Here is a 20631-nt window from a genome sequence, read left to right on the forward strand (position 1 = left end):
GGGTCAGTTCTCATGAGCCGCACAGTTCTCGTCGTCGACGACGAGCCCACGATCTCCGAGGCCGTTGCCGCTCGGCTGCGCGGCGAAGGGTACGAGGTCGTCACTGCCGCCGACGGCCCGTCTGCCGTCGACGCGTGCGCCCGGATCGATCCCGACGTGGTGGTGCTCGATCTGATGCTGCCCGGGTTCGACGGGCTCGAAGTGTGCCGCCGTATCCAGGCGTCCCGTCCGGTCCCGGTGTTGATGTTGACGGCCAAGTCCGACGAGACGGACATGCTCGTCGGCCTGGGCGTCGGCGCGGACGACTACCTGGGAAAGCCGTTCAGCATGCGCGAGTTGGTCGCTCGCGTGCACGCCTTGGTCCGGCGTGCCGAGCGTACGGTGGCCGCCGAACCCCAGGCGGTTCGAGTCGGTGACGTACAGATCGATCACCGGGAACGGCGGGTGACCACTCCCTCCGGTGACATCCACTTGACCAGAACGGAATTCGACATCCTCGCCTTTCTGGCTGCTCGGCCGCGCAGTGCCGTGTCGCGGGAGACCCTACTGTCGGAACTGTGGGGCTGGGATGATTCGGCCAGCAGCAGGACGGTCGATTCTCACGTGAAAGCGTTGCGTCGCAAACTCGGTGGCGATCTCATTCGGACCGTCCACGGCGTGGGCTATGCCGTGGAGTCGCCGCGATGACCCGCATGCTGCCGCGCCCGTTGGATCCGTTGCGGTCGTTCAAGCTCAAGGTCTCGCTCGTCGTGGGCATAGTCCTGGTGCTCGCGAGCGTCGTCTTCTGGATCGGAGCGGGCTGGCAATTCCGCTACACCCTCCTCGCAGCGCTCGTCGTGTCCTTGGCCGCAACACAATTCGTCGCCCACGGTATGACATCACCGCTGCGCGAGATGACCTCGGCCGCCAAAGCGATGGCGCGAGGCGATTATTCGACGCGAGTGCGGGCAACATCGAAGGACGAGGTGGGCGAGCTCGCCACGGCGTTCAACACCATGGCAAGTGATCTCGAAGCCGCGGAGAAGTACCGCCGCGAACTCATCGGCAACGTTTCGCACGAGCTGAAGACGCCCATCGCTGCCCTGCGTGCCGTGCTCGAGAACATGGTCGACGGGGTGACCGACGCGAATCCCGCAACGCTGTCGGTGGCGCTGCGCCAAACCGAGAGACTCGGAGATCTGGTCAGCGAACTGCTCGATCTGTCGCGGGTGGAGGGCGGTGTGCTCACCATTGCCCCGGAGGAGTTCGAGGTCCGGCAATTCCTCGAGGACGCCACCTCCGTTCACAGAGAACGAGTGTCGATCGTCGTCTCGCCCGGCGATGCGACCGTCCTGGCCGACCGGTCGCGTATGACGCAGGTGATCACCAACCTCGTCGACAACGCCGTGCGGCATTCTCCTCATTCGAGCACCGTGACGCTACGCGCCCATCGAATCGGCGGGGCGTACGCATTCGACGTCGTCGACCAGGGACCGGGCATCGCACCCGCCGACCGCCTTGCGGTGTTCGACCGATTCACTCGCGGCGGATCCACCGACGGCGGAACAGGTCTCGGCCTCGGCATCGCCCGTTGGGCCACCGAACTGCACGGCGGAACCATCGACGTTCTCGACAGCGAATTCGGCTGCCACATCAGAGTGGCCATCCCCGAGCACTGAATTCATCGATCCATCCGAACCGCGACTGCTCGTCCCCGGACTGCAGCCGCCGACCTGTCATGCCCGAAACACAGAAGAGGGAAGAGTCATGAGCACGATCGACATTCCGATTCATCCGAGAACGAAGCACAGGCGCTCTCTCTGGGGGCCGCGCACCTGGCCGGTGCTGCGGTACTCGCAGCCACCTCGTGCGGCGCTGCTCGGGTCCGCTGTTGCCGGACTGATCGGTGCAGTGACGTTGATGGACAACACGTTCGGTGTGCTGATCACCGCCCTGGCCTTCGTGGGTGTTGTGCTCGCAGCCCGCAGTGGCAGGCTCTCGCGGTGGGAGTGGGCCGGCGTGGCAGGAGTGCTGGCATTGGCGAGCGTGTCTGCGCTGCGCGCGGCCGAGTGGATCGTGACGATGTCGACGACGCTCGCCATCGTGGTCGGAGTGGTTGTGCTCTCCCGTGCCTGGACGTGGACGGGAATTGCACTCGGCGCTCTCCTGCCGGTGTTGCTGCCGGTGCGGGTGGCACGGTGGACTCGACGCGGAGCCGGTTCGATCGATCTGGAGGGGCCTCGGCCGGTGCGTATCGGCATGGTGGCCGTCGTGACCGTGGCGCTCTTCGTCGTGTTCGCGGCGTTGTTCGGTGCGGCCGACAAGCGTTTCTCGGATGCCCTGGGCGCGGTGACGCCCGAGTTCGATGCCGCATCGATTCTCGGACGCACCCTCGTCTTCGTGCTCACCGCAGGTGGTGCGCTCGCTGTCTGTTACGTCGCGCTGCATCCGCCTCGGTTCGATCGCCTCGCGCCGTCGCCGCGTCGATCGGTGCAGTTGTGGGAGTGGCTGGTTCCCCTCGGGGCGGTGGTGGCCCTGTTCGTCGTGTTCGTGGGGTTCCAGGTGCCGACGCTGTTCGGCGGGCAAGGGCACGTGGTGACCACGGAGGGTCTGACCAATGCCGAATACGCCCGGCAGGGCTTCTGGCAATTGCTCGCAGTGACGGTACTGACACTGCTCGTCATCGCGGTCACGGTCACGAAGGCTCGACGCGAGGATCGCCGTGATCGAAGTGCATTGCGGGCCCTGCTCGGTGGGCTGTGCCTGCTGTCGTTGGTGATCGTTGCGTCGGCCCTGCATCGAATGTCGTTGTACGAGCAGCAGTACGGCTACACCACCCTCAGGTTGTTCGTCACGGCCGTGGAGTGGTGGCTGGGTTCGGTCTTCGTTCTGCTTCTGGTCTCGGGCGTGCGGATGTCGGGGCGCCGGCTTCCACGAGCAGTAGGCGTCGGTGCGGTTCTGACCGTGCTCACGCTGGCGGCTCTGAACCCGGATGCGTACATCGCACGGCACAACGTCGATCGCTTCGAGCAGACCGGACGTATCGATACGTCCTACGTGGGTGGGTTGTCGGCCGACGCCGACGCCGAGCTCGAGCGATTGCCCAGCTACGTGCGTCCCTGTGTGCAGGCTCGCGGGCCGGTGTTCGTCGGCGATACCTGGCACCTGTGCACGGACCCCTCGGTATCTGTACCCTGAGCAACGACTCGAATCATCGGGTAGGCGTCGAACGGGGAGGTGCGCGATGAGATACCAGAGCATGGTCGTCACCTCGCTGCTCCTCGTGGCGCTGTACCTGACGATGCCGACCGCAACCGCGGACGTGGCCCTGATCCTCGTCGCGGCGCTGGCAACGCTGATGCTGCTCGCACACCGTGTCGATGTGCCGGCACTGCTGCGCCTGCTGCCGAATGCCGGCCCCGCCGCAGAGGAACACCACCTTCGAGGGTCGTTCCGGCGTCAACATCGCCCGGATGCTCCGGGCCGCCCACAGCCACGTGCACCCGGTGCACTGGTGGGGGCTCTGTAGCTCGAAAGTTCCCCCACGCCTTCGCAACCCGTTGTCCGCGAGGCTGTCCCAAGGAACCGAAGATGCTCGATTCTCGAACCCCTCACCTGGCGATTCGACGCTACGCCGGGACGCTGGTCGGCGTTCTCGCCGTCCTGCTGGTCGTCTTCACCGTCGTCGACGCCCAACCCGCCGCACAGATAGCGATGTTCGGTGCGTTGGTCGCGGCGTCCCTTGTCGTCCTCGGTGCGCCGTCCGATCTGGCAGTGATCGCACCGCTGTCGGCGGATTCCGCAGGCGCGGACGGGCGGCGGCTTCGGGGATCGTTCCGCAGGCAACAGCAACCCGATGCGCCCGGTCGCCCCATGCCCAGAGCACCCGGTCCGGTCCCTGGACCGGACCGGTGGCTCCAATTGATCTGAGCCACTGCGAGATCCGGTCGAGACGCCGACCGACCGACTTCTCTCACAGTGAGGTGCTCCACCATGCTCGATTTCGTCTACTATCCCGTCTCCGCGGTGCTGTGGTTCTGGCACAGAGTCTTCGGGTCCGTGCTCGGCCCCGACAACGGCTTCGCCTGGGCCTTGGCGGTGATATTCCTGGTCTTCACACTGCGTGCTCTGCTGATCAAGCCGTTCGTCGGCCAGATTCGTTCCCAGCTCGCCATGAAGAAACTGAAGCCCAAGCTCGAGGCCGTACAGAAGAAGTACTCCGGGGACCGTGCTCGGCAAGCAACCGAAATGCGGAAGTTGCAGCAGGAACATGGTTTCAACCCCTTGATGGGGTGCCTGCCCCTGCTGGCGCAGGGCCCGGTCTTCATCGGTCTGCTGCACGTGCTGCGCTCGTTCAACCGAACCGGTACCGGATTCGGTCATCTCGGTATGACGGCGCAGGAAAATGCGAACACCGCGAACTACGTCTTCAGCGCTGCCGATGTGCAGTCCTTCCTCGACGCACGACTCTTCGGTGCGCCGATCTCCGCTGCCGTCAACAGCTCTCGGGAGGTGCTCGAGGCATTCGGTCCGTTCGGGGGAGTGCCGTCGGTGTGGAGCATCGCGTTCGTTGCGGTTCCGTTGATGATCGTTGCGGCGGTGGCGACTCATCTGAACTCGCGGGCGTCCGTCGCCCGGCAGGACGCAGCGGCGCTCGCAAACCCGCAGACCGCGATCATGAACAAGCTCGTGCTCTGGGTGTTCCCGGCAGGCGTGCTCGTCGGCGGCCCGGTGTTGCCGGTCGCGGTGTTGCTGTACTGGGTGAGCAACAACATCTGGACCTACGTCCAACAGCACATCGTCTACCGACGCATCGATCGTGAACCGGTGGTGGTGCCGGAGGTGACATCGGTGGTCACCGCGCCGAAACCCGGGGCGAAGCCGAGGCGTCGACAGCAGGCCGGGCAGGAATGAACCCAGGTAAGCAGCCCGTCCGCGCTCTGTCGGTGGGGTCCGCTACCGTCGTCGGCGTGCCGATCACTGTTTCCACTGTCAACGTCAACGGAATTCGCGCAGCTGTTCGCAAGGGCATGCTGCCGTGGCTCGAGGCCACCGATGCCGACGTCATCTGCCTGCAGGAAACCCGCGCCAACGACGGGGAGCTGACCAAGGCGCTGGCCCCGGCCCTCGATGCGGGCTGGCACCTGGCCTCGGCCGAGCCGTCCGCGAAGGGACGCAACGGGGTGGCCTTGCTGTCGAAGGCGGCTCCCGATGCGATTCGTACCGGCATCGGGGCCGTCGAGTTCGCCGATGCAGGTCGGTACATCGAGGGCGATTTCGGCGATATCACCGTCGCGAGCCTGTATCTGCCATCGGGCGAGGTGGGTACCGAGCGGCAGGACGAGAAGGAACGCTTCATGGCGGCGTTCGCGAAGTATCTGGCCAAGACGGCAAAGGCCGCTGAGTCCGACGATCGGGACGTGGTGGTGTGCGGCGATTGGAACATCGCCCATACCGAGGCCGATCTCAAGGCATGGAAGACCAACCGCAAGAACTCCGGCTTCCTGCCCGAGGAACGCGAGTGGGTGACGCGGTTGCTCGCCGAGAAGGCTCCCTGGACCGACGTCGTACGGGCACTGCACCCGGGCGTCGAAGGTCCGTACAGCTGGTGGTCGTACCGCGGCAAGGCCTTCGACAACGACGCCGGCTGGCGAATCGACTATCAGCTGGCCACGAGTGATCTGGCCGAGCGCGCCAAGGAAGCGAGGACCGAGCGGGCCGAGGCGTACGACCAGCGATGGTCCGATCATGCGCCGGTGACTGTGCGCTACCGCTAGAGCGGAGCCTGCGGAGTGACCCGTGTTCCTAGAGCGGAGCCTGCGGAGTGACCCGTGTTGGCTAGGCAGGGAGTTGGCGTCGATGGGGTCGTGAAAAGATTGCGGTATGTCTTCTTCCGACTCCATCGACACTCCGCAGGGTCCGCGTCGGCGGGTGCTCTCGGGCATCCAACCGACTGCCGATTCGTTCCATCTCGGTAACTACCTGGGTGCGGTGCGGAACTGGGTGGAGTTGCAGGACGAGTTCGACGCGTTCTATTTCATCCCGGACCTGCATGCGATCACCGTTCCACAGGACCCGAAGGAACTGCGCCGCCGCACCCGAGTGGCCGCTGCGCAGTTGCTCGCGGTGGGAATCGATCCGGAGAAGTCGACGCTGTTCGTTCAGAGTCAGGTACCCGAGCATGCGCAGTTGGCGTGGGTTCTGAACTGCATCACCGGATTCGGCGAAGCGGCGCGGATGACTCAGTTCAAGGACAAGTCGGCCAAGCAGGGACGCGATCACACCAGCGTCGGACTGTTCACCTACCCGATTCTGCAGGCCGCCGATATCTTGCTCTATCGGCCGAATCTGGTTCCCGTGGGCGAGGATCAGCGGCAACACCTGGAGTTGACTCGTGATCTGGCGCAGCGTTTCAACACGCGGTTCAAGAAGACGTTCGTCGTGCCCGATGCGCACATCATCAAGGGCACCGCGAAGATCTTCGATCTGCAGGATCCCACCGCGAAGATGAGCAAGTCCTCGTCGAATCCGGCGGGCATCGTCAACATTCTCGACGATCCGAAGGTGTCGGCGAAGAAGATTCGTTCGGCAGTGACGGACAACGAACGCGACATCGTGTTCGATCCGGAGAACAAGGCGGGCGTCAGCAATCTTCTGGTGATTCAGTCCGCGCTGTCGGGCGCGAGTATCGACGATCTCGTTGCCGGCTACGCGGGTAAGGGATACGGCGACCTCAAGTCCGACACCGCCGACGTTCTGACCGAGTTCGTCGTTCCACTGCGGGAGCGGATGGACGGGTTCATGGCCGATGTGGCCGAACTCGACCGCATCCTCGCGGCCGGTGCGGATCGAGCCAGGGAAGTGGCGAGTCGAACGCTCGCTCAGGTCTACGACAGGGTGGGTTTCCTGCCGCCGGGTGCATAGCATCTACGGCACACCGAGTTTGGGCGTGCTGCATTTCGGCAAAGAGTAGTTCGAGGCGCAGCACCGTGGCGACACGATCCGACAGCAGGCGACGACAGCGAGAAGGTGAGTGCCATGCCCGATTTCAAGGCGATCCTCGACGACCGGCGCGAACGGTGGCCGTGGCTCGATCACACTGTTGTTGCTGCGCAGCGGTATCAGGGTCAGAAGGGCGACTACTACGCCGCAGGCATGACGTACTTCAGTGTGCTGGCCCTGTTCCCGCTGCTGATGGTCGCGTTCGCGATCGCCGGGTTCGTGCTGGTGAATCAGCCCGAGTGGCTTGCCGAGATCCAGTCGCAGATTGCCGAGAACGTGCCCGGCAGCTTCGGTGAGACCATCAATTCGCTGATTCAGACGGCCATCGAGTCTCGGACGAGCGTCGGCATCATCGGTCTGCTCGGCGCCCTGTATGCCGGTCTCGGTTGGATCGCGAACCTACGCGAGGCACTGACCGCCATGTGGGAGAGCCAGCACGAGCAGGGTGGTTTTCTGGCCACCAAGGCCAAGGATTTCGCCGCGCTGCTCGGGCTGGGGACCGCGCTGGTGCTGTCGTTGGCGTTGTCGGCGCTGGCCGGAGGTGACCTGATGCGCAGCATTCTGGAGTGGGCCAATCTCGATTCCATCCCAGGAGTGGGCGTCGCGCTGCGCGTCTTCTCGATTCTCCTTGCGCTTGCGGGCACCTGGGCATTGTTCACCTGGGTGATCTCGAGGCTGCCGCGCGAGCCGGTGTCGTGGCGCAGCGCAGCCAAAGGTGCGCTGCTCGCTGCCGTCGGGTTCGAGATCTTCAAGCAGCTCGGTGCCCTCTACCTGGCATCGGTGACGAGCGGGCCCGCGGGCGTGGTCTTCGGTCCCATCATCGGCCTGCTGGTGTTCGTGTTCACGACGTCACGGCTGGTGCTGTTCTCCACGTCGTTCGCTGCGACGACACGCGAAAGCTTGGCCGAAGCGCATGTTCCGGCACCGGAGCCGGCAGTGATCAACACGAGGGTCGAGGTCAGCGAAGGACCTGGCGTGACGGGCGGTCTGGCGCTGGTGGGTGCCGGTGCCCTCGCAGCTCTCGGCGTTGCGGGATTGCGCAACCGGCGTCGCTGATCAGCGGTTGCGCGAAAGCCGTCGAGCTCCCCACAGCAGCCCGATCACCACGATCGCACCGATGACGCCTATCGCTATGCGAACGACGGTGTCGCCCTGTGCCTGCATCTCGGACTGGCGGGAGCTCGACCCCGACGCCGATGCGGGTGGCTGGGCGAGAGTCGGCGTGGCCTCGGGCGCACGTGTGCTCGTCACCGCGGACGTCGACTGTGGCTCCACGAGTTCGCCTACTCCCTGACTCGAATCGAGAGCGAACCCGTAGTCCAACAGGCGGGCCGCTTGCTCCCAGGGCCGGATCGGCAGCACGTCGCCCTTCATGATCGTCACGACGAGACGTCGACCGCCCCGCTCTGCTCCTGCGACGAATGTCTGGCGAGCATCGTCGGTGTACCCGGTCTTGCCTCCGAGTGCGCCCTCGTAGTTGTAGAGCAGCTGATTGTCGTTGGAGAGGGTGAACCCGGGCCGGTCTTGGTCGTCCGGGATCGTGGGGTCCTTCGGGTAGCCGGGAAACTGAACGTTCTCGGTCGAAATCAGTTGCGCGAAGGTCGGATCACGCATGGCCGCGCGGTAGATCAACGCCAGGTCGTAGGCAGAGCTGGCCATGCCTGGACCGTCGAGACCCGACGGCGTGGCGGTGCGCGTATCGAGCGCACCCAGTTCTGCGGCCTTGGCATTCATCTTGTCCACGGTGGCCGCGTCGCCGCCCAACTGCCTGGACAACGCATGCGCTGCATCGTTTCCCGACGCCATCACCAGGCCCTGCATCAATTGGAGATTGGTGTAGACACCGTTCTCTCCGATGCCGACGGCACTGCCCTCTGCATCGGCGTCCTCTGCGGTCGCGGTGATCCGGTCGTTCAAGTTCAGCTCGTCGAGGGCGACGATCGCAAGCAGCACCTTGATCGTGCTCGCCGGCCGATGCCGCCCGTGCGGATCCTTGGCGGCCAGAACGGAGCCGGAGTCCATGTCGGCCACCACGAACCCGGTCGCCGAGATATCCGCAGGCAACGGGGGAGCCCCGTCCGGCAGCACCGCTCCACACTCGGCGAGCCGATTCCCGCCGACGGCCTCGGCGGGAATCGGGAGTGGTTGCGGGGCAGTGCTTCCAGGTTCCGGTACCTCGGACAGGTCGATCGCCGGGGGAGGTGACGCGGCGTACGGGCAGCTGTCGGTGTCGGGCGTCGTGAACGGCGGTGTCGTCGTCACCGCCGGTGGCTCGCCGGCGGGTTGCGCCAGAGCCGGTCCACAGCCCATGCCGACGAGAACCATCGACACTGCCGACACGGCCACACACACTCGAATCCTTTTCATCGCGAATCACCATAGGCGCTCAGGGGTCGGGTGACGTGGCGACCCACCGGCGAGCGTCGCCCGAACGGCCGCTCCGGATCTTGTCCCGACACCGCCACCGACAACGGCCGAATGTCGATCTCGCGTTGCCGCATTCGCCCGTCGCCAGTATGAGAACTCGCTCATGTTGTGCTCCTTCGCTTCTCACGTTCGACAGCGATCGTTGAGTCATCACCGAAACGGTGGCCCACAGAACTCGGATCGAAGGAGCAGCCATGAGAATGCCAGGAAAGTTCATGATCGTCGGTGCAGCAGCCGTTGTCGTCACCCTCGGAAGCGTCGGCGCACTCGCGATCGCCGACGACGGCCCCACCCAGCAGCGGCCGTCCTCGATCTCGGTGGAACAGCCTCTGTCGGAGTCGGATTCGGCTCCGACCCCGCCGGCCGCTCCCCAACAGCCCGCGCCGACCCAGATCCCGAACGACCGCTACGACGACGACTGGGATGATCGCAACGACGACGACCGGTACGACCGCAACGACGACCGGTACGACGATCTCGACGACCGCAACGACGACCGCAACGACGATCTCGACGACCGCGACGACGACTGGGACGATCTGGACGACGACAACGACGATCTGGACGACGACAACGACGATCACGACTGGGACGACTGACACTCCAGCAGTGGCGTCGGCACCGGCCGACGCCACTCATGTCTCGGCGAGTCGGTATCCCATTCCGCGGACTGTCTCGATTCGGGCGGCACCGAATTTCGCCCGAAGGTAGCGGACGTAGACGTCGACGACATTGGAGCCCGGGTCGAAGTCGTATCCCCACACCTGCGACAGGAGTTGCTCTCGCGAGAGGACCTGGCCGGGGTGGCGCATGAAGGTCTCGGCCAGGGCGAACTCCCGTGCCGACAGGTCGACGGTGCGGTCTCCCACCACAGCTCGCCGGGTACGCAGGTCGAGGGTGAGGTCGGCGACCGCAAGCTGTGTGGTGTCGACGGTTCGTTTGGTGCCCAGGCGAACTCGGATGCGCGCCAGCAGTTCCTCGAAGCGGAACGGCTTGGCCATGTAGTCGTCGGCACCGGTCTCGAGACCGGACACCACGTCCTGGACGCTGTCGCGTGCGGTCAACACGATCACCGGTATCTCGCACTGCTCTCCGCGCAGTCGCTGCAGTACCTCGAAGCCGTCCATGATCGGCAACCCGATGTCGAGTACCACCAGATCGAAGTCGCCGCTGCGCGCGTGTTCGTACGCGGATCTGCCGTCGGAGACGGTCGTCGTGCTGAAACCGCTCGCTCGCAGTCCCTTGTGCACGAACGAGGCGATGCGAGATTCGTCTTCGGCGATCAGGATGCGGGCCATGGTCGATCCTTCTGCGGGGGAGGGGAATCGGTCAGTGGAATCGTGATGGTGAACGTGGCCCCGTGTCCCGGTGCGCTGCCGACACTGACCCGTCCACGGTGGGCCTGTGCGATGGCGGTGACGATGGACAAGCCGAGACCTGCGCCCTCGGTGCGTCTGGTTCCGTTGCGACCGCGGGCGAAGCGCTCGAAGATTCGTTCCTGTTCGTCGCGCTCGATTCCAGGGCCCGAGTCGGTGACCCAGAACCGGATGTCACCGTCGGACAGTTGGGATCCGATGCCGACGCGACTGCCGGGCGTCGTGTGGTGAGTTGCGTTGTCCGCCAGTGCCAGCAACGCCTGAGTCAGTCGTTGTGCGTCGAGCGGTGCGTGGACGGTTGCGCTCGCCTCGAGCACCCACTCCCGGTCGGCGAGGGTGGTCACCTTGTCGAACACGCTTCGGGTGAGCGCGTCGACGTCGGTGACCACAGGGGTGACGAAGCTCGTCTGGTCGGCCCGGGTGAGCAGCAACAGGTCGGCTACGAGCCGGTTCATCCGATCGAGTTCGTCGTCGACCAGCGCAACGGTATCGCGAACGTCGGCGGGGTCGTCGTGGTCGAGCACATCGAGATGACCTCGGACGATGGTGATGGGAGTGCGGAGCTCGTGGCCTGCGTCGTCGAGGAATCTGCGCTGACTGGCCGCACCCGACTCGATTCGGTCGAGCATCGAGTTCAGTGTGTCGATCAGGGCTCCGATGTCGTCGCCTCGACCCGTTGTTCTGGCATCGGTGATTCGGCCGGACAGGTCGGTCTCGGTGATCGTTCTGGCGGTGGCGGTGATGTGTCTGATCGGAGACATGATGCGGCCCGCGACCAACCACGCCCCGACCGCCGCCAGCACCGAGGTGACGCCGCCGACGACGAGCATCAGGGTCGCGGTCTCGTCGGCGGAGGCGCGTTCCTGGTCGGCGAAGTAGGCGGCGACCACGACCCCGGTCACCGGGTCGCCCGTCAGGGAGACCGGCACCGCGAGGTACACCACTTCACCTGCCGCGCTCGAATACGAACCCTCGACGGGCGCGGTGACGGTACCCACCTCGGCGGTGAAGCCGTTGTCGTCGGACAGTCGCACCGGTGCCTGCTGCCTGCTCTGCACGGCGAACGCACCGTCCACGTAGCCCAGGAACTTCTCGTTGGGGCGGGCGAGGTTGTAGGTGATCACCACGCGGAGCACGTCGTTGATGTCGTCGAACGGTGCGCCGGTTCCAGGATCGACGCCCGCGTCGGTGAGGGTGGTGAACTCGGCGATTTCGGTGCGCAGCGATTCGCGCATGCGATTGTCGGTCGCGCGAATCATGAGCAGCCAGGTGGTGACGGTGACAGCCGCCAGCGATGCCAGCACCAGCAGGAGCACCCACGAGAAGATGCGGCTCCTGGCGCTCGTCGGGCGTAGGGCGAGCAGTCGCGTCCGCATCACGTGGTCGGTCTCGCAGCAAGGTCAGTCGTCGTCATCGTCATCCCAGTCGTCGTCGAAGTCATCGTCCCAGTCGGCAGGCGGTAGCGGAGGCGGGGGCACGAATCCGTCCGGTGCCACCGATTGTGGCGCGGGAGTGGGCGTGGGTTCACTCGGTCCAGGTAGAGGGGGAACGGGTTGTGGGGTACCCGGGGCGGATTGCACGGGTGCGGCGGGTGCAACGATGGGTGCGGGCAACGGGGTCTGCTCGCCCGTCGATCGAGTCGTCAGCAATGCCGTGACGAGCACGGCGAGCGTGAGCAGTCCCAGGGCCGAGACGATGATGGTTCGCACACGGCCGAGTCTGACGACGGTGGATTGTGGCTACGTGAATCGGAGATGAGAGTTCTCTCATGTCGTCCGAGGTCCGGTGGTGCACACCCCGGTTCTGTTGTGTGACGAATAATCGTCGAAGATGCGTGACGGGTACCAATCGTTTCTTACAGTGATCAGGTCGGCGGCTCGGATTCGTCGGTGTTCGAGAGCCGGTTGTTGGAAAGGGAAGTGCAATGAGGTTTCGGCAAAGACGCGGGCCGATCGCGGTCGGCGCGGTCTGTGCGGTCGCAGCACTGACTGTCGCGGCCTGTTCGAGCACCGGTGGGGCTCCTCGATCGTCCGACGACGGAAGCAACGCGGGAGTCGCCGACACTCCGTCGGCGACGATCGCGATGATCACGCACGAGGTTCCCGGCGACACCTTTTGGGATCTGGTTCGCAAGGGTGCCGAGGCCGCCGCGGCCAAGGACAACATCGAACTGCGTTACTCCGCAGATCCCGAGGCACCCAACCAGGCCAACCTCGTCCAGAGTGCGATCGACTCGAAGGTCGACGGAATCGCGGTCACTCTGGCCAAGCCCGACGCGATGGCCTCCGCAGTCGAGACGGCAAGCGCCGCAGGCATTCCGGTCGTCGCGTTCAATTCCGGCTACGACTCCTGGAAGGACATGGGAGTCCAGCAGTACTTCGGCCAGGACGAGACCATCGCCGGACAGGCTGCTGGAGCGCGCCTCACCGAGGACGGTGCTCGCAAGACGCTGTGCATCATCCAGGAGCAGGGCGCGGTGGCACTCGAGGCTCGCTGCGCCGGCGTCAGGCAAGGCTTCACCGGAGGCACCACCGAGATCCTCAACGTCAACAGCAAGGACATGCCGTCCGTGGAGTCGACCATCACGGCCAAGCTGCAGCAGGATCCGACGATCGACCACGTCATCGCCCTCGCCGCTCCGATCGCTCTGACTGCGGTGCAGTCCAAGACCAATGCGGGCAGCGACGCCACGATCGTCACGTTCGACACCAACGCAGCACTCGTCGATGCGATCGAGTCCGGCGACGTGGCGTGGGCCATCGATCAGCAGCCGTATCTGCAGGGTTACCTGGCCATCGACTCGTTGTGGCTCTACCTCAACAACGGCAACACGATCGGTGGAGGTACACCGGTGCTGACCGGGCCCGCGTTCATCGATTCGACCAACATCGACGCGGTCGCCGAATACGCCCGTAACGGCACGCGCTGAGTGCGTCGCTCCGGCGCGGAAGGAAATTCATGTCCACACAGGCCGATCCGGCTCTGTCCGAACACACCGTGATCGCAGACGAGCGGGTCAAGAAGCAGAAACCGTTGCAGCGATTGCTGATTCGACCGGAGGTCGGTGCCCTGTTCGGCGCGGTCGCCATCTTCGTCTTCTTCTGCATCGTGGCACCGCCGTTTCGATCGCCCGAGGCTCTGGCCACCGTGCTGTACGCATCCTCGACCATCGGCATCATGGCGATCGGTGTCTCCCTGTTGATGATCGGCGGAGAATTCGACCTCTCCACCGGGGTTGCGGTGACGTTCTCCTCGATCATGGCCTCCATGCTGGCCTACAACCTGCACCTGAACGTCTGGGCGGGCTCTGCATTGGCGCTGGTGTTGGCACTTGCGGTCGGTTTCCTCAACGGATACCTGGTGATGACGACGAAGATTCCGTCGTTCCTGATCACGTTGGCGTCGTTCCTGATGCTCACCGGCATCAATCTCGCCGTCACCAAGCTCGTCACCGGCCAGGTCGCCACCCCGTCCATCTCGGACATGGAGGGATTCGACTCGGCCAAGGCCTTCTTCTCGTCCTCGTTCTCGCTGCTGGGTGTCTCGGTCCGCATCACCGTCGTGTGGTGGATCGTGTTCACGCTCGCCGCGACCTGGGTGCTGATGAAGACCCGGACCGGCAACTGGATCTTCGCAGTCGGCGGAAACCAGGAATCGGCGCGTGCGGTCGGCGTCCCGGTCACCCGGGTCAAGATCGGCCTGTTCATGTTCGTCGGCTTCTGCGCCTGGTTCGTCGGCATGCATCTGCTGTTCGCGTTCGACACGGTCCAGTCCGGCCAGGGCGTGGGCAACGAGTTCCTCTACATCATCGCCGCCGTCATCGGTGGATGCCTGCTGACCGGTGGATACGGTACGGCTGTCGGTGCTTTCATCGGAGCGTTCATCTTCGGCATGACCAACCAGGGCATCGTCTATGCCGGCTGGAACCCGGACTGGTTCAAGTTCTTCCTCGGCGCGATGCTGCTGTTCGCAGTGATCGCGAACAGTTCCTTCCGCAACTACGCGGCGAAAAGGTGACCATGACGTCCTCTGCGAACACGCCCCTCATCGAGCTGAAAGGCGTCGGCAAGAGCTACGGCAACATCATCGCGCTGCACGGGATAGACCTCCGCGTCGGTGCCGGTGAGGTCACCTGCGTTCTCGGTGACAACGGCGCAGGCAAGTCCACTCTGATCAAGATCATGTCCGGTCTGCATCGGCAGTCGGAGGGGGAACTGCTCGTCGATGGCAAGGCGACGACGTTCGGTTCGCCGAAGCAGGCGGTGGAACAAGGTATCTCCACGGTCTACCAGGACCTCGCGGTCGTCTCCCTGATGCCGGTGTGGCGCAACTTCTTCCTCGGCCAGGAACTGCGCAAGGGCACGATCTTCAAGACCCTCGACACCCATGCCATGCGCGCGACGACCATCGACGAACTCCGCAAGATGGGTATCGATCTGCCGGACGTCGATGCCCCCATCGGCTCGCTGTCCGGTGGCCAACGTCAGTGCGTGGCCATCGCTCGCGCCATCTTCTTCGGTGCCCGGGTGCTGATTCTCGACGAGCCGACCGCCGCTCTCGGCGTCAAGCAGTCCGGCATGGTTCTCCGGTACATCTCGGCGGCCAGGGAGAAGGGCTTCGGCGTCGTGTTCATCACCCACAATCCGCATCACGCGTACATGGTCGGAGATCACTTCGTTCTCCTCGATCGTGGACGTCAGACGTTGGACTGTGCGCACCACGAGATCTCGCTCGACGACCTCACCAAGGAAATGGCGGGCGGCGACGAACTGGCGACCCTCTCCGACGAACTGCGCCGCTGACCGGCGAAGGCCGCGGTGCATGCGTGAGAATCGGGCGCGGCGGGTAGAAGATCGGTAGCGGTGCCCGATGAGAGGTGCCAGACGAAGGAGCCGAACATGAGCGAGCACGAGCCCCTCGGACCACTGTCGCCGGACTTTCTCGAATCCGATTTCTACGGGTATCAGAGCATGCTCGACGAGGCCGAGACCGAGGTGGTCCTGCGTACCCGCCGGTTCCTGCAGGAGGAGGTCGCGCCGCGGGCGAACGAATTCTGGGAGAAGGCCACCTCGCCGGTGCACCTGATGCCGAAAATCGCCCAGCTCGAGATCGCTGGTCTCGGCTACGCGTTCGACGATCGCAAGGCCTCCCGCAAGCTGCTCACCGGCTGGCTCGAGATGGAGTTCGCGCGGGTCGATCCGTCCACCGGAACGATGTTCAGCGTGCACAGTTCGCTGGCGATGAGCAGTATCTCCATTCTCGGCTCCGAGGAGCAGCGCCAGCGGTGGTTGCCCGCCATGCGCCGGATGGAGACGATCGGCGCGTTCGGACTGTCCGAACCGCACGGTGGCTCCGACGTCGCAGGCGGACTCGAGACCACCGCTCGACTCGACGGAGATCACTGGATCCTCAACGGCAGCAAGCGCTGGATCGGCAACGCTACCTTCGCAGACCTGACCATCGTGTTCGCCAAGGACGAGGCCGATGGCGAGGTCAAGGGCTTTGTGGTCGAAAAGCATTTCGAGGGATTCCGGGCCGAGAAGATCGAGGGCAAGTACTCGCTCCGCGCGGTCGAGAACGCCGACATCCATCTGGAGAACTGCCGAGTCCCGGTCGAGAACAAGCTTGCCGAGGCCAACTCGTTCGCCGACACCGCGAAGGTGCTCCGCTTGACCCGTGGGGGAGTGGCGTTTCAGGCCGTGGGCGTGATGATGGGCGCGTACGAGCGGGCCGTGACGTACGCGCGCGAACGCGAACAGTTCGGATCTCCTATCGCGTCGTTCCAGCTCATCTCCGACCTGATCGCACGCATGACGGCGAACATCACCGCCTCGCTCGGCATGGCGATTCGCGTCTCTCAACTGCAGGACAACGGCGTCCACTACGACGAGCATGCGGCGCTCGCGAAGACGTTCTGTACGACGCGGTTGCGCGAAGTGGTGAGTTGGGCCCGAGAAATTATGGGCGGCAACGGAATTCTGATCGAGCACGACGTCATCAGGTTCTTCGCCGACGCCGAGGCGCTGTATTCCTACGAGGGCACCGCGCAGATCAACAACCTGATCGTCGGCCGTGGTGTGACCGGCTTCAGCGCGTTCGTCTGAGACCGGAAACGGAAAGCGCCCCTTCGCATATGCGAAGGGGCGCTTTCCGTTGTGGATGTGCCTGCTAGCGAGCGAAGAGCAACGCGCGCTTGACTTCCTGAATCGCCTTGGTCACCTGGATGCCGCGGGGGCATGCGTCGGTGCAGTTGAAGGTGGTGCGGCAACGCCACACACCCTCGACGTCGTTGAGGATGTCCAGGCGTTCGGTTGCACCCTCGTCACGGCTGTCGAAGATGAACCGGTGTGCGTTCACGATCGCAGCGGGGCCGAAGTAGCTGCCGTCGCTCCAGAACACGGGGCACGAGGTGGTGCAGCACGCGCACAGGATGCACTTGGTGGTGTCGTCGAACCGGGCGCGGTCCGCTGCGGACTGGATCCGCTCGCGGGTCGGCTCGTTGCCCGTCGTCATGAGGAACGGCTTCACGGCGCGGAACGCGTCGAAGAAGGGCTCCATGTCGACGATGAGGTCCTTCTCCACCGGCAGACCCTTGATGGGCTCGATGGTGATGTTCAGCGTCTTCGACGAGTCCTTGGGGAGCATGTCGCGCATGAGCACCTTGCAGGCGAGACGGTTGACACCGTTGATGCGCATCGCGTCGCTGCCGCAGACACCGTGTGCGCACGAGCGGCGGAACGTCAGTGTGCCGTCCAGGTAGCCCTTCACGTACAGCAGGAGGTTGAGCAGACGGTCGGTGGCCAGGGTGGGGACCTGGAAGGTGTCCCAGCGCTGACCGTCACCGTTCTCGGGGTTGAAGCGCGCGATCTTGAGGTTGACCATCACCGCGCCCTCGGGGACGGGCGGCAGATCGGACTCGTTGGACTTCTTGTCCAGTGTTGGTGCGCTCATATCAGTACTTCCGCTCCATCGGCTCGTAGCGGGTTTGGATTACCGGCTTGTAATCCAAGCGGATATCGGTCAGCAGACCTTCGCCCTCTTTGTAGGCCATGGTGTGCTTCATGTACTCGGCGTCGTTGCGCTCGGGGTAGTCCTCGCGAGCGTGTCCGCCGCGCGATTCCTTCCGGTTGAGTGCGCCGACGACCGTGACCTCCGCCATTTCGAGCAGGAAGCCGAGTTCGATGGCCTCGAGCAGGTCGCTGTTGTAGCGCTTGCCCTTGTCCTCGACGGTGATCTTGTTGTAGCGCTCCTTGAGGGCGCGAACATCCTTGAGCGCCGTCTCGAGACGTTCCTCCGTACGGAACACCGATGCGTTGTTGTCCATCGACTGCTGCATCTCGGTACGGATGTCGGCTGCGCGCTCGTGACCGTGGTCGGACAGGATCAACTCCAGCCAGTCCTGCACCATCTTCGCCGGCTCCTCGGGGAGCGGGGTGAAGTCGACCGAGTTCGCGTACTCGGCCGCCGCGATGCCGGCACGACGTCCGAAGACGTTGATGTCGAGCAGCGAGTTGGTGCCGAGACGGTTGGCTCCGTGCACGGAGACGCAGGCGCATTCGCCGGCCGCGTACAGGCCGGGGACGATGTCCTCGTTGTTGCGCAGAACCTCGCCACGGATCTTGGTGGGGATACCGCCCATCACGTAGTGGCACGTCGGGTAGACGGGCACCGGTTCCTTGACGGGGTCGACGCCGAGGTACGTGCGGGAGAACTCCATGATGTCCGGGAGCTTCTCGTCCAGAACTTCCTCGGGAATGTGCGTGACGTCGATGTAGACGTAGTCCTTGTTCGGGCCGCCACCGCGTCCTTCGAGCACCTCGAGCACCATCGAGCGCGCGACGATGTCGCGGGGCGCGAGGTCCTTGATGGTCGGTGCGTAGCGCTCCATGAAGCGTTCACCCGACTCGTTGCGCAGGATGCCGCCCTCACCACGCACGGCCTCGGAGATGAGGATGCCGAGGCCTGCGAGACCTGTCGGGTGGAACTGGTGGAACTCCATGTCCTCCAAGGGAAGACCCTTGCGGAACACGATGCTCATGCCGTCACCGGTGAGGGTGTGGGCATTGGAGGTGGTCTTGTAGATCCGGCCCGAGCCTCCGGTGGCGAAGATGATCGATTTCGCGTGGAAGATGTGCAGCTCGCCGGTGGACAGCTCGTAGGCGATGATTCCGGTCGCGACAGGACCGTCGTCGGTCTCGGTCAGACACAGATCCAGCGCGTAGAACTCGTTGTAGAACTCGACGTCGTGCTTGACGCAGTTCTGGTAGAGCGTCTGCAGGATCATGTGGCCGGTGCGGTCGGCCGCGTAGCACGCACGACGCACAGGAGCTTTGCCGTGATCGCGGGTGTGGCCGCCGAAGCGCCGCTGATCGATCTTGCCCTCGGGCGTCCGGTTGAACGGAAGACCCATCTTCTCGAGGTCGAGAACTGCGTCGATGGCTTCCTTGGCCATGATCTCCACGGCGTCCTGGTCGGCGAGGTAGTCGCCGCCCTTGACGGTGTCGAACGTATGCCACTCCCAGTTGTCTTCCTCGACGTTGGCCAAAGCGGCACACATGCCGCCCTGAGCCGCGCCCGTGTGCGAGCGCGTGGGGTAGAGCTTGGTCAGTACGGCTGTGCGAGCACGGGGTCCGGCCTCGATCGCAGCACGCATACCGGCACCGCCTGCGCCGACGATCAGTACGTCGTAACGATGTTCCTGCATGTAAGCGTCAGTGTCCTTAGCTCGCCGTGATGTTGGGATCGAACGTGAAGATGACGTAGGTGCCGACGCCCATGATGAGGATCATCGACAGCACCAGCAGCGTGGTCAGCCAGAATCGCGTCGAGTCCTTGCGGGAGTAGTCCGCGATGATCGTCCGCAGGCCGTTGCCGCCGTGCAGCTGCGCCAGCCACAGCATCGTCAGGTCCCAGAACTGCCAGAACGGGCTGGCCCAGCGACCGGCGACGAATGCGAAGTTGATGCGGTGCACACCGTCGTCGAGCATCAGCATGATGAACATGTGGCCCAGGACGAGCACGACGAGTGCCAGGCCGGAGAAGCGCATGAACAGCCATGCGTAGAGCTCGAAGTTGCCCTTGCTCTGGCGCCGCGGTGAACGCGGGTTGGCCAAGCTGGCCGGACGGTCGTAGTTCGTGCCGAGGACCTTCGCCTCGGGACCCTGCGTCGACATCAGTGACCACCCGCCGTGAACATGTTGTAGAAGATTCGTCCCGCGCCGGGGATCATGACGACGAGCCAGACGACTGCGATCGCCCACAGCATCGGCTTCTGGTACTGCGGTCCCTTGGACCAGAAATCGATCAGCATCACGCGGATGCCGTTCAACGCGTGGTACAGCACTGCCGCGACGAGACCGATTTCCATCAGACCGACGAGCGGGGTCTTGTAGGTCTCGATGATGGCGTCGTACGTCTCGGGGTTGACCCGGACCATCGCCGTGTCGAGGACGTGGACGAACAAGAAGAAGAACGTCAACACGCCAGTGATGCGGTGCAGAACCCAGGACCACATGCCCGGATCCCCGCGGTACAGGGACCGCTTGCGCTCCTTGACCGGAGCGACTTCCGTCGTGCTACTCATCGAGTGCAATGCCTCCAACGTCGTTGGTGGACGCATCGAGCCCCGGTGGTCGGTCTTGCCTGGCTCGATTTGTCGCGATTCGGCCCTAGTGCTGGTTGTACTAGCCGCTTACTCGAAACTGTAAACCCATTCGAAACACGGAACTAATTCGACTCGAGGTTCGTACGGTGCCGAAATCCGGTGTTAGGTTTGCCTTCCCAATTGATGCACGCACTTTCGGGCGGATCTCTGCATCAATTCAGACACCGTGATTGGATGGTTCAC

At 64.3% G+C, this 20631-nt stretch carries 22 protein-coding genes; 14 read left to right on the forward strand and 8 right to left on the reverse strand.

The features are described 5' to 3' along the window. Positions 1-12 precede the first annotated feature (12 nt). The 9 genes from CH271_RS12265 to yhjD all read left to right on the forward strand — a co-directional run bounded on the left by CH271_RS12265 (position 13) and on the right by yhjD (position 8037). Entirely contained in the window at positions 13-687 is a 675-nt protein-coding gene (locus tag CH271_RS12265; protein WP_094633735.1) for a response regulator transcription factor, read from the forward strand. Then, complete coding sequence (locus CH271_RS12270; RefSeq protein WP_094633736.1) at positions 684-1658, forward strand: HAMP domain-containing sensor histidine kinase; 975 nt, start codon at positions 684-686, stop codon at positions 1656-1658. Before CH271_RS12265 ends, CH271_RS12270 begins: the two co-directional genes overlap by 4 nt. 88 nt (positions 1659-1746) lie before the next feature. Beyond that, positions 1747-3177 carry a DUF4153 domain-containing protein gene (locus CH271_RS12275; protein ID WP_094633737.1) on the forward strand — a complete coding sequence of 477 codons (1431 nt, stop codon included), beginning with the start codon at positions 1747-1749 and terminating at the stop codon, positions 3175-3177. A 46-nt stretch (positions 3178-3223) separates the two neighbouring features. Beyond that, positions 3224-3508, forward strand: coding sequence for a DUF6412 domain-containing protein (locus tag CH271_RS12280; RefSeq protein WP_094633738.1), 285 nt, complete (start codon positions 3224-3226; stop codon positions 3506-3508). A 62-nt stretch (positions 3509-3570) separates the two neighbouring features. Continuing rightward, positions 3571-3909, forward strand: a complete 339-nt coding sequence (locus CH271_RS12285; protein WP_094633739.1) for a DUF6412 domain-containing protein — start codon at positions 3571-3573, stop codon at positions 3907-3909. 63 nt (positions 3910-3972) lie between these two features. Beyond that, positions 3973-4893, forward strand: coding sequence for a membrane protein insertase YidC (gene yidC / locus CH271_RS12290; RefSeq protein WP_094633740.1), 921 nt, complete (start codon positions 3973-3975; stop codon positions 4891-4893). A gap of 116 nt (positions 4894-5009) precedes the next feature. Continuing rightward, positions 5010-5756, forward strand: coding sequence for an exodeoxyribonuclease III (locus tag CH271_RS12295; RefSeq protein ID WP_373453614.1), 747 nt, complete (start codon positions 5010-5012; stop codon positions 5754-5756). 106 nt (positions 5757-5862) lie between these two features. Beyond that, positions 5863-6903 carry a tryptophan--tRNA ligase gene (gene trpS / locus CH271_RS12300; RefSeq protein ID WP_032397468.1) on the forward strand — a complete coding sequence of 347 codons (1041 nt, stop codon included), beginning with the start codon at positions 5863-5865 and terminating at the stop codon, positions 6901-6903. A 114-nt stretch (positions 6904-7017) separates the two neighbouring features. Continuing rightward, positions 7018-8037, forward strand: coding sequence for an inner membrane protein YhjD (gene yhjD, locus CH271_RS12305; RefSeq protein ID WP_037188162.1), 1020 nt, complete (start codon positions 7018-7020; stop codon positions 8035-8037). On the opposite strand, the gene CH271_RS12310 is transcribed toward yhjD, so the two are convergent. Then, positions 8038-9348, reverse strand: coding sequence for a D-alanyl-D-alanine carboxypeptidase family protein (locus CH271_RS12310; protein ID WP_094633742.1), 1311 nt, complete (start codon positions 9346-9348; stop codon positions 8038-8040). A gap of 254 nt (positions 9349-9602) precedes the next feature. Here CH271_RS12310 and CH271_RS12315 point away from each other — a divergent pair, with 254 nt between their 5' ends. Continuing rightward, positions 9603-10007, forward strand: coding sequence for a hypothetical protein (locus tag CH271_RS12315; RefSeq protein WP_179274865.1), 405 nt, complete (start codon positions 9603-9605; stop codon positions 10005-10007). 36 nt (positions 10008-10043) lie between these two features. Here the strand turns inward: CH271_RS12315 and CH271_RS12325 are convergent, their stop codons facing one another. Genes CH271_RS12325 through CH271_RS12335 form a run of 3 tightly spaced genes read right to left on the reverse strand, consistent with a single transcriptional unit; the run spans position 10044 to position 12493 of the window. Beyond that, the gene (locus tag CH271_RS12325) at positions 10044-10706 is read right to left on the reverse strand and encodes a response regulator transcription factor (protein WP_094633743.1); all 663 of its coding nucleotides are present in this window, start codon (positions 10704-10706) and stop codon (positions 10044-10046) included. Beyond that, positions 10691-12160 (reverse strand): sensor histidine kinase, encoded by a 1470-nt coding sequence (locus CH271_RS12330; RefSeq protein ID WP_094633744.1) that lies wholly within the window; start codon positions 12158-12160, stop codon positions 10691-10693. The genes CH271_RS12325 and CH271_RS12330 overlap by 16 nt, the downstream gene beginning before the upstream one ends. Before the next feature lie 24 nt (positions 12161-12184). Continuing rightward, positions 12185-12493, reverse strand: a complete 309-nt coding sequence (locus tag CH271_RS12335; RefSeq protein ID WP_094633745.1) for a hypothetical protein — start codon at positions 12491-12493, stop codon at positions 12185-12187. A gap of 215 nt (positions 12494-12708) precedes the next feature. On the opposite strand from CH271_RS12335, the gene CH271_RS12340 reads away from it, so the two are divergent. The 4 genes from CH271_RS12340 to CH271_RS12355 all read left to right on the forward strand — a co-directional run bounded on the left by CH271_RS12340 (position 12709) and on the right by CH271_RS12355 (position 16888). Further along, positions 12709-13713: a substrate-binding domain-containing protein gene (locus CH271_RS12340; RefSeq protein WP_094633746.1), complete on the forward strand. Its 1005-nt coding sequence runs from the start codon at positions 12709-12711 to the stop codon at positions 13711-13713. Positions 13714-13742: 29 nt separating this feature from the next. Then, complete coding sequence (locus tag CH271_RS12345) at positions 13743-14801, forward strand: ABC transporter permease (protein WP_037188152.1); 1059 nt, start codon at positions 13743-13745, stop codon at positions 14799-14801. Between the two features lie 2 nt (positions 14802-14803). Beyond that, on the forward strand, positions 14804-15586 hold the full coding sequence (locus CH271_RS12350; RefSeq protein WP_037188966.1) for an ATP-binding cassette domain-containing protein: 783 nt from the start codon (positions 14804-14806) through the stop codon (positions 15584-15586). 96 nt (positions 15587-15682) lie between these two features. Beyond that, on the forward strand, positions 15683-16888 hold the full coding sequence (locus CH271_RS12355; RefSeq protein ID WP_052047364.1) for an acyl-CoA dehydrogenase family protein: 1206 nt from the start codon (positions 15683-15685) through the stop codon (positions 16886-16888). Between the two features lie 64 nt (positions 16889-16952). Here the strand turns inward: CH271_RS12355 and CH271_RS12360 are convergent, their stop codons facing one another. The 4 genes from CH271_RS12360 to sdhC are packed head-to-tail and all read right to left on the reverse strand — an operon-like array spanning position 16953 to position 20367. Further along, positions 16953-17735, reverse strand: coding sequence for a succinate dehydrogenase iron-sulfur subunit (locus CH271_RS12360; protein ID WP_037188150.1), 783 nt, complete (start codon positions 17733-17735; stop codon positions 16953-16955). A gap of 1 nt (position 17736) precedes the next feature. After that, the gene (sdhA, locus tag CH271_RS12365; RefSeq protein WP_037188148.1) at positions 17737-19488 is read right to left on the reverse strand and encodes a succinate dehydrogenase flavoprotein subunit; all 1752 of its coding nucleotides are present in this window, start codon (positions 19486-19488) and stop codon (positions 17737-17739) included. Positions 19489-19504: 16 nt separating this feature from the next. Then, positions 19505-19957, reverse strand: coding sequence for a succinate dehydrogenase hydrophobic membrane anchor subunit (locus tag CH271_RS12370; RefSeq protein ID WP_032397462.1), 453 nt, complete (start codon positions 19955-19957; stop codon positions 19505-19507). After that, a complete protein-coding gene (sdhC, locus tag CH271_RS12375) occupies positions 19957-20367 on the reverse strand; it encodes a succinate dehydrogenase, cytochrome b556 subunit (protein ID WP_082073728.1) in 411 nt (136 codons plus the stop codon). The genes CH271_RS12370 and sdhC overlap by 1 nt, the downstream gene beginning before the upstream one ends. Positions 20368-20631: the final 264 nt, after the last annotated feature.

This window comes from Rhodococcus sp. 05-340-2, from assembly GCF_002258915.1.
Lineage (GTDB): Bacteria > Actinomycetota > Actinomycetes > Mycobacteriales > Mycobacteriaceae > Rhodococcoides.

Coding starts and splice junctions, on each gene's coding strand:
- CH271_RS12265 (WP_094633735.1), top strand. CDS start 13: ATGAGCCGCACAGTTCTCGTCGTCGACGACGAGCCCACGATCTCCGAG.
- CH271_RS12270 (WP_094633736.1), top strand. CDS start 684: ATGACCCGCATGCTGCCGCGCCCGTTGGATCCGTTGCGGTCGTTCAAG.
- CH271_RS12275 (WP_094633737.1), top strand. CDS start 1,747: ATGAGCACGATCGACATTCCGATTCATCCGAGAACGAAGCACAGGCGC.
- CH271_RS12280 (WP_094633738.1), top strand. CDS start 3,224: ATGAGATACCAGAGCATGGTCGTCACCTCGCTGCTCCTCGTGGCGCTG.
- CH271_RS12285 (WP_094633739.1), top strand. CDS start 3,571: ATGCTCGATTCTCGAACCCCTCACCTGGCGATTCGACGCTACGCCGGG.
- yidC (WP_094633740.1), top strand. CDS start 3,973: ATGCTCGATTTCGTCTACTATCCCGTCTCCGCGGTGCTGTGGTTCTGG.
- CH271_RS12295 (WP_373453614.1), top strand. CDS start 5,010: ATGCTGCCGTGGCTCGAGGCCACCGATGCCGACGTCATCTGCCTGCAG.
- trpS (WP_032397468.1), top strand. CDS start 5,863: ATGTCTTCTTCCGACTCCATCGACACTCCGCAGGGTCCGCGTCGGCGG.
- yhjD (WP_037188162.1), top strand. CDS start 7,018: ATGCCCGATTTCAAGGCGATCCTCGACGACCGGCGCGAACGGTGGCCG.
- CH271_RS12310 (WP_094633742.1), bottom strand. CDS start 9,348: ATGAAAAGGATTCGAGTGTGTGTGGCCGTGTCGGCAGTGTCGATGGTT.
- CH271_RS12315 (WP_179274865.1), top strand. CDS start 9,603: ATGAGAATGCCAGGAAAGTTCATGATCGTCGGTGCAGCAGCCGTTGTC.
- CH271_RS12325 (WP_094633743.1), bottom strand. CDS start 10,706: ATGGCCCGCATCCTGATCGCCGAAGACGAATCTCGCATCGCCTCGTTC.
- CH271_RS12330 (WP_094633744.1), bottom strand. CDS start 12,160: ATGCGGACGCGACTGCTCGCCCTACGCCCGACGAGCGCCAGGAGCCGC.
- CH271_RS12340 (WP_094633746.1), top strand. CDS start 12,709: ATGAGGTTTCGGCAAAGACGCGGGCCGATCGCGGTCGGCGCGGTCTGT.
- CH271_RS12345 (WP_037188152.1), top strand. CDS start 13,743: ATGTCCACACAGGCCGATCCGGCTCTGTCCGAACACACCGTGATCGCA.
- CH271_RS12350 (WP_037188966.1), top strand. CDS start 14,804: ATGACGTCCTCTGCGAACACGCCCCTCATCGAGCTGAAAGGCGTCGGC.
- CH271_RS12355 (WP_052047364.1), top strand. CDS start 15,683: ATGAGCGAGCACGAGCCCCTCGGACCACTGTCGCCGGACTTTCTCGAA.
- CH271_RS12360 (WP_037188150.1), bottom strand. CDS start 17,735: ATGAGCGCACCAACACTGGACAAGAAGTCCAACGAGTCCGATCTGCCG.
- sdhA (WP_037188148.1), bottom strand. CDS start 19,488: ATGCAGGAACATCGTTACGACGTACTGATCGTCGGCGCAGGCGGTGCC.
- CH271_RS12370 (WP_032397462.1), bottom strand. CDS start 19,957: ATGTCGACGCAGGGTCCCGAGGCGAAGGTCCTCGGCACGAACTACGAC.
- sdhC (WP_082073728.1), bottom strand. CDS start 20,367: ATGAGTAGCACGACGGAAGTCGCTCCGGTCAAGGAGCGCAAGCGGTCC.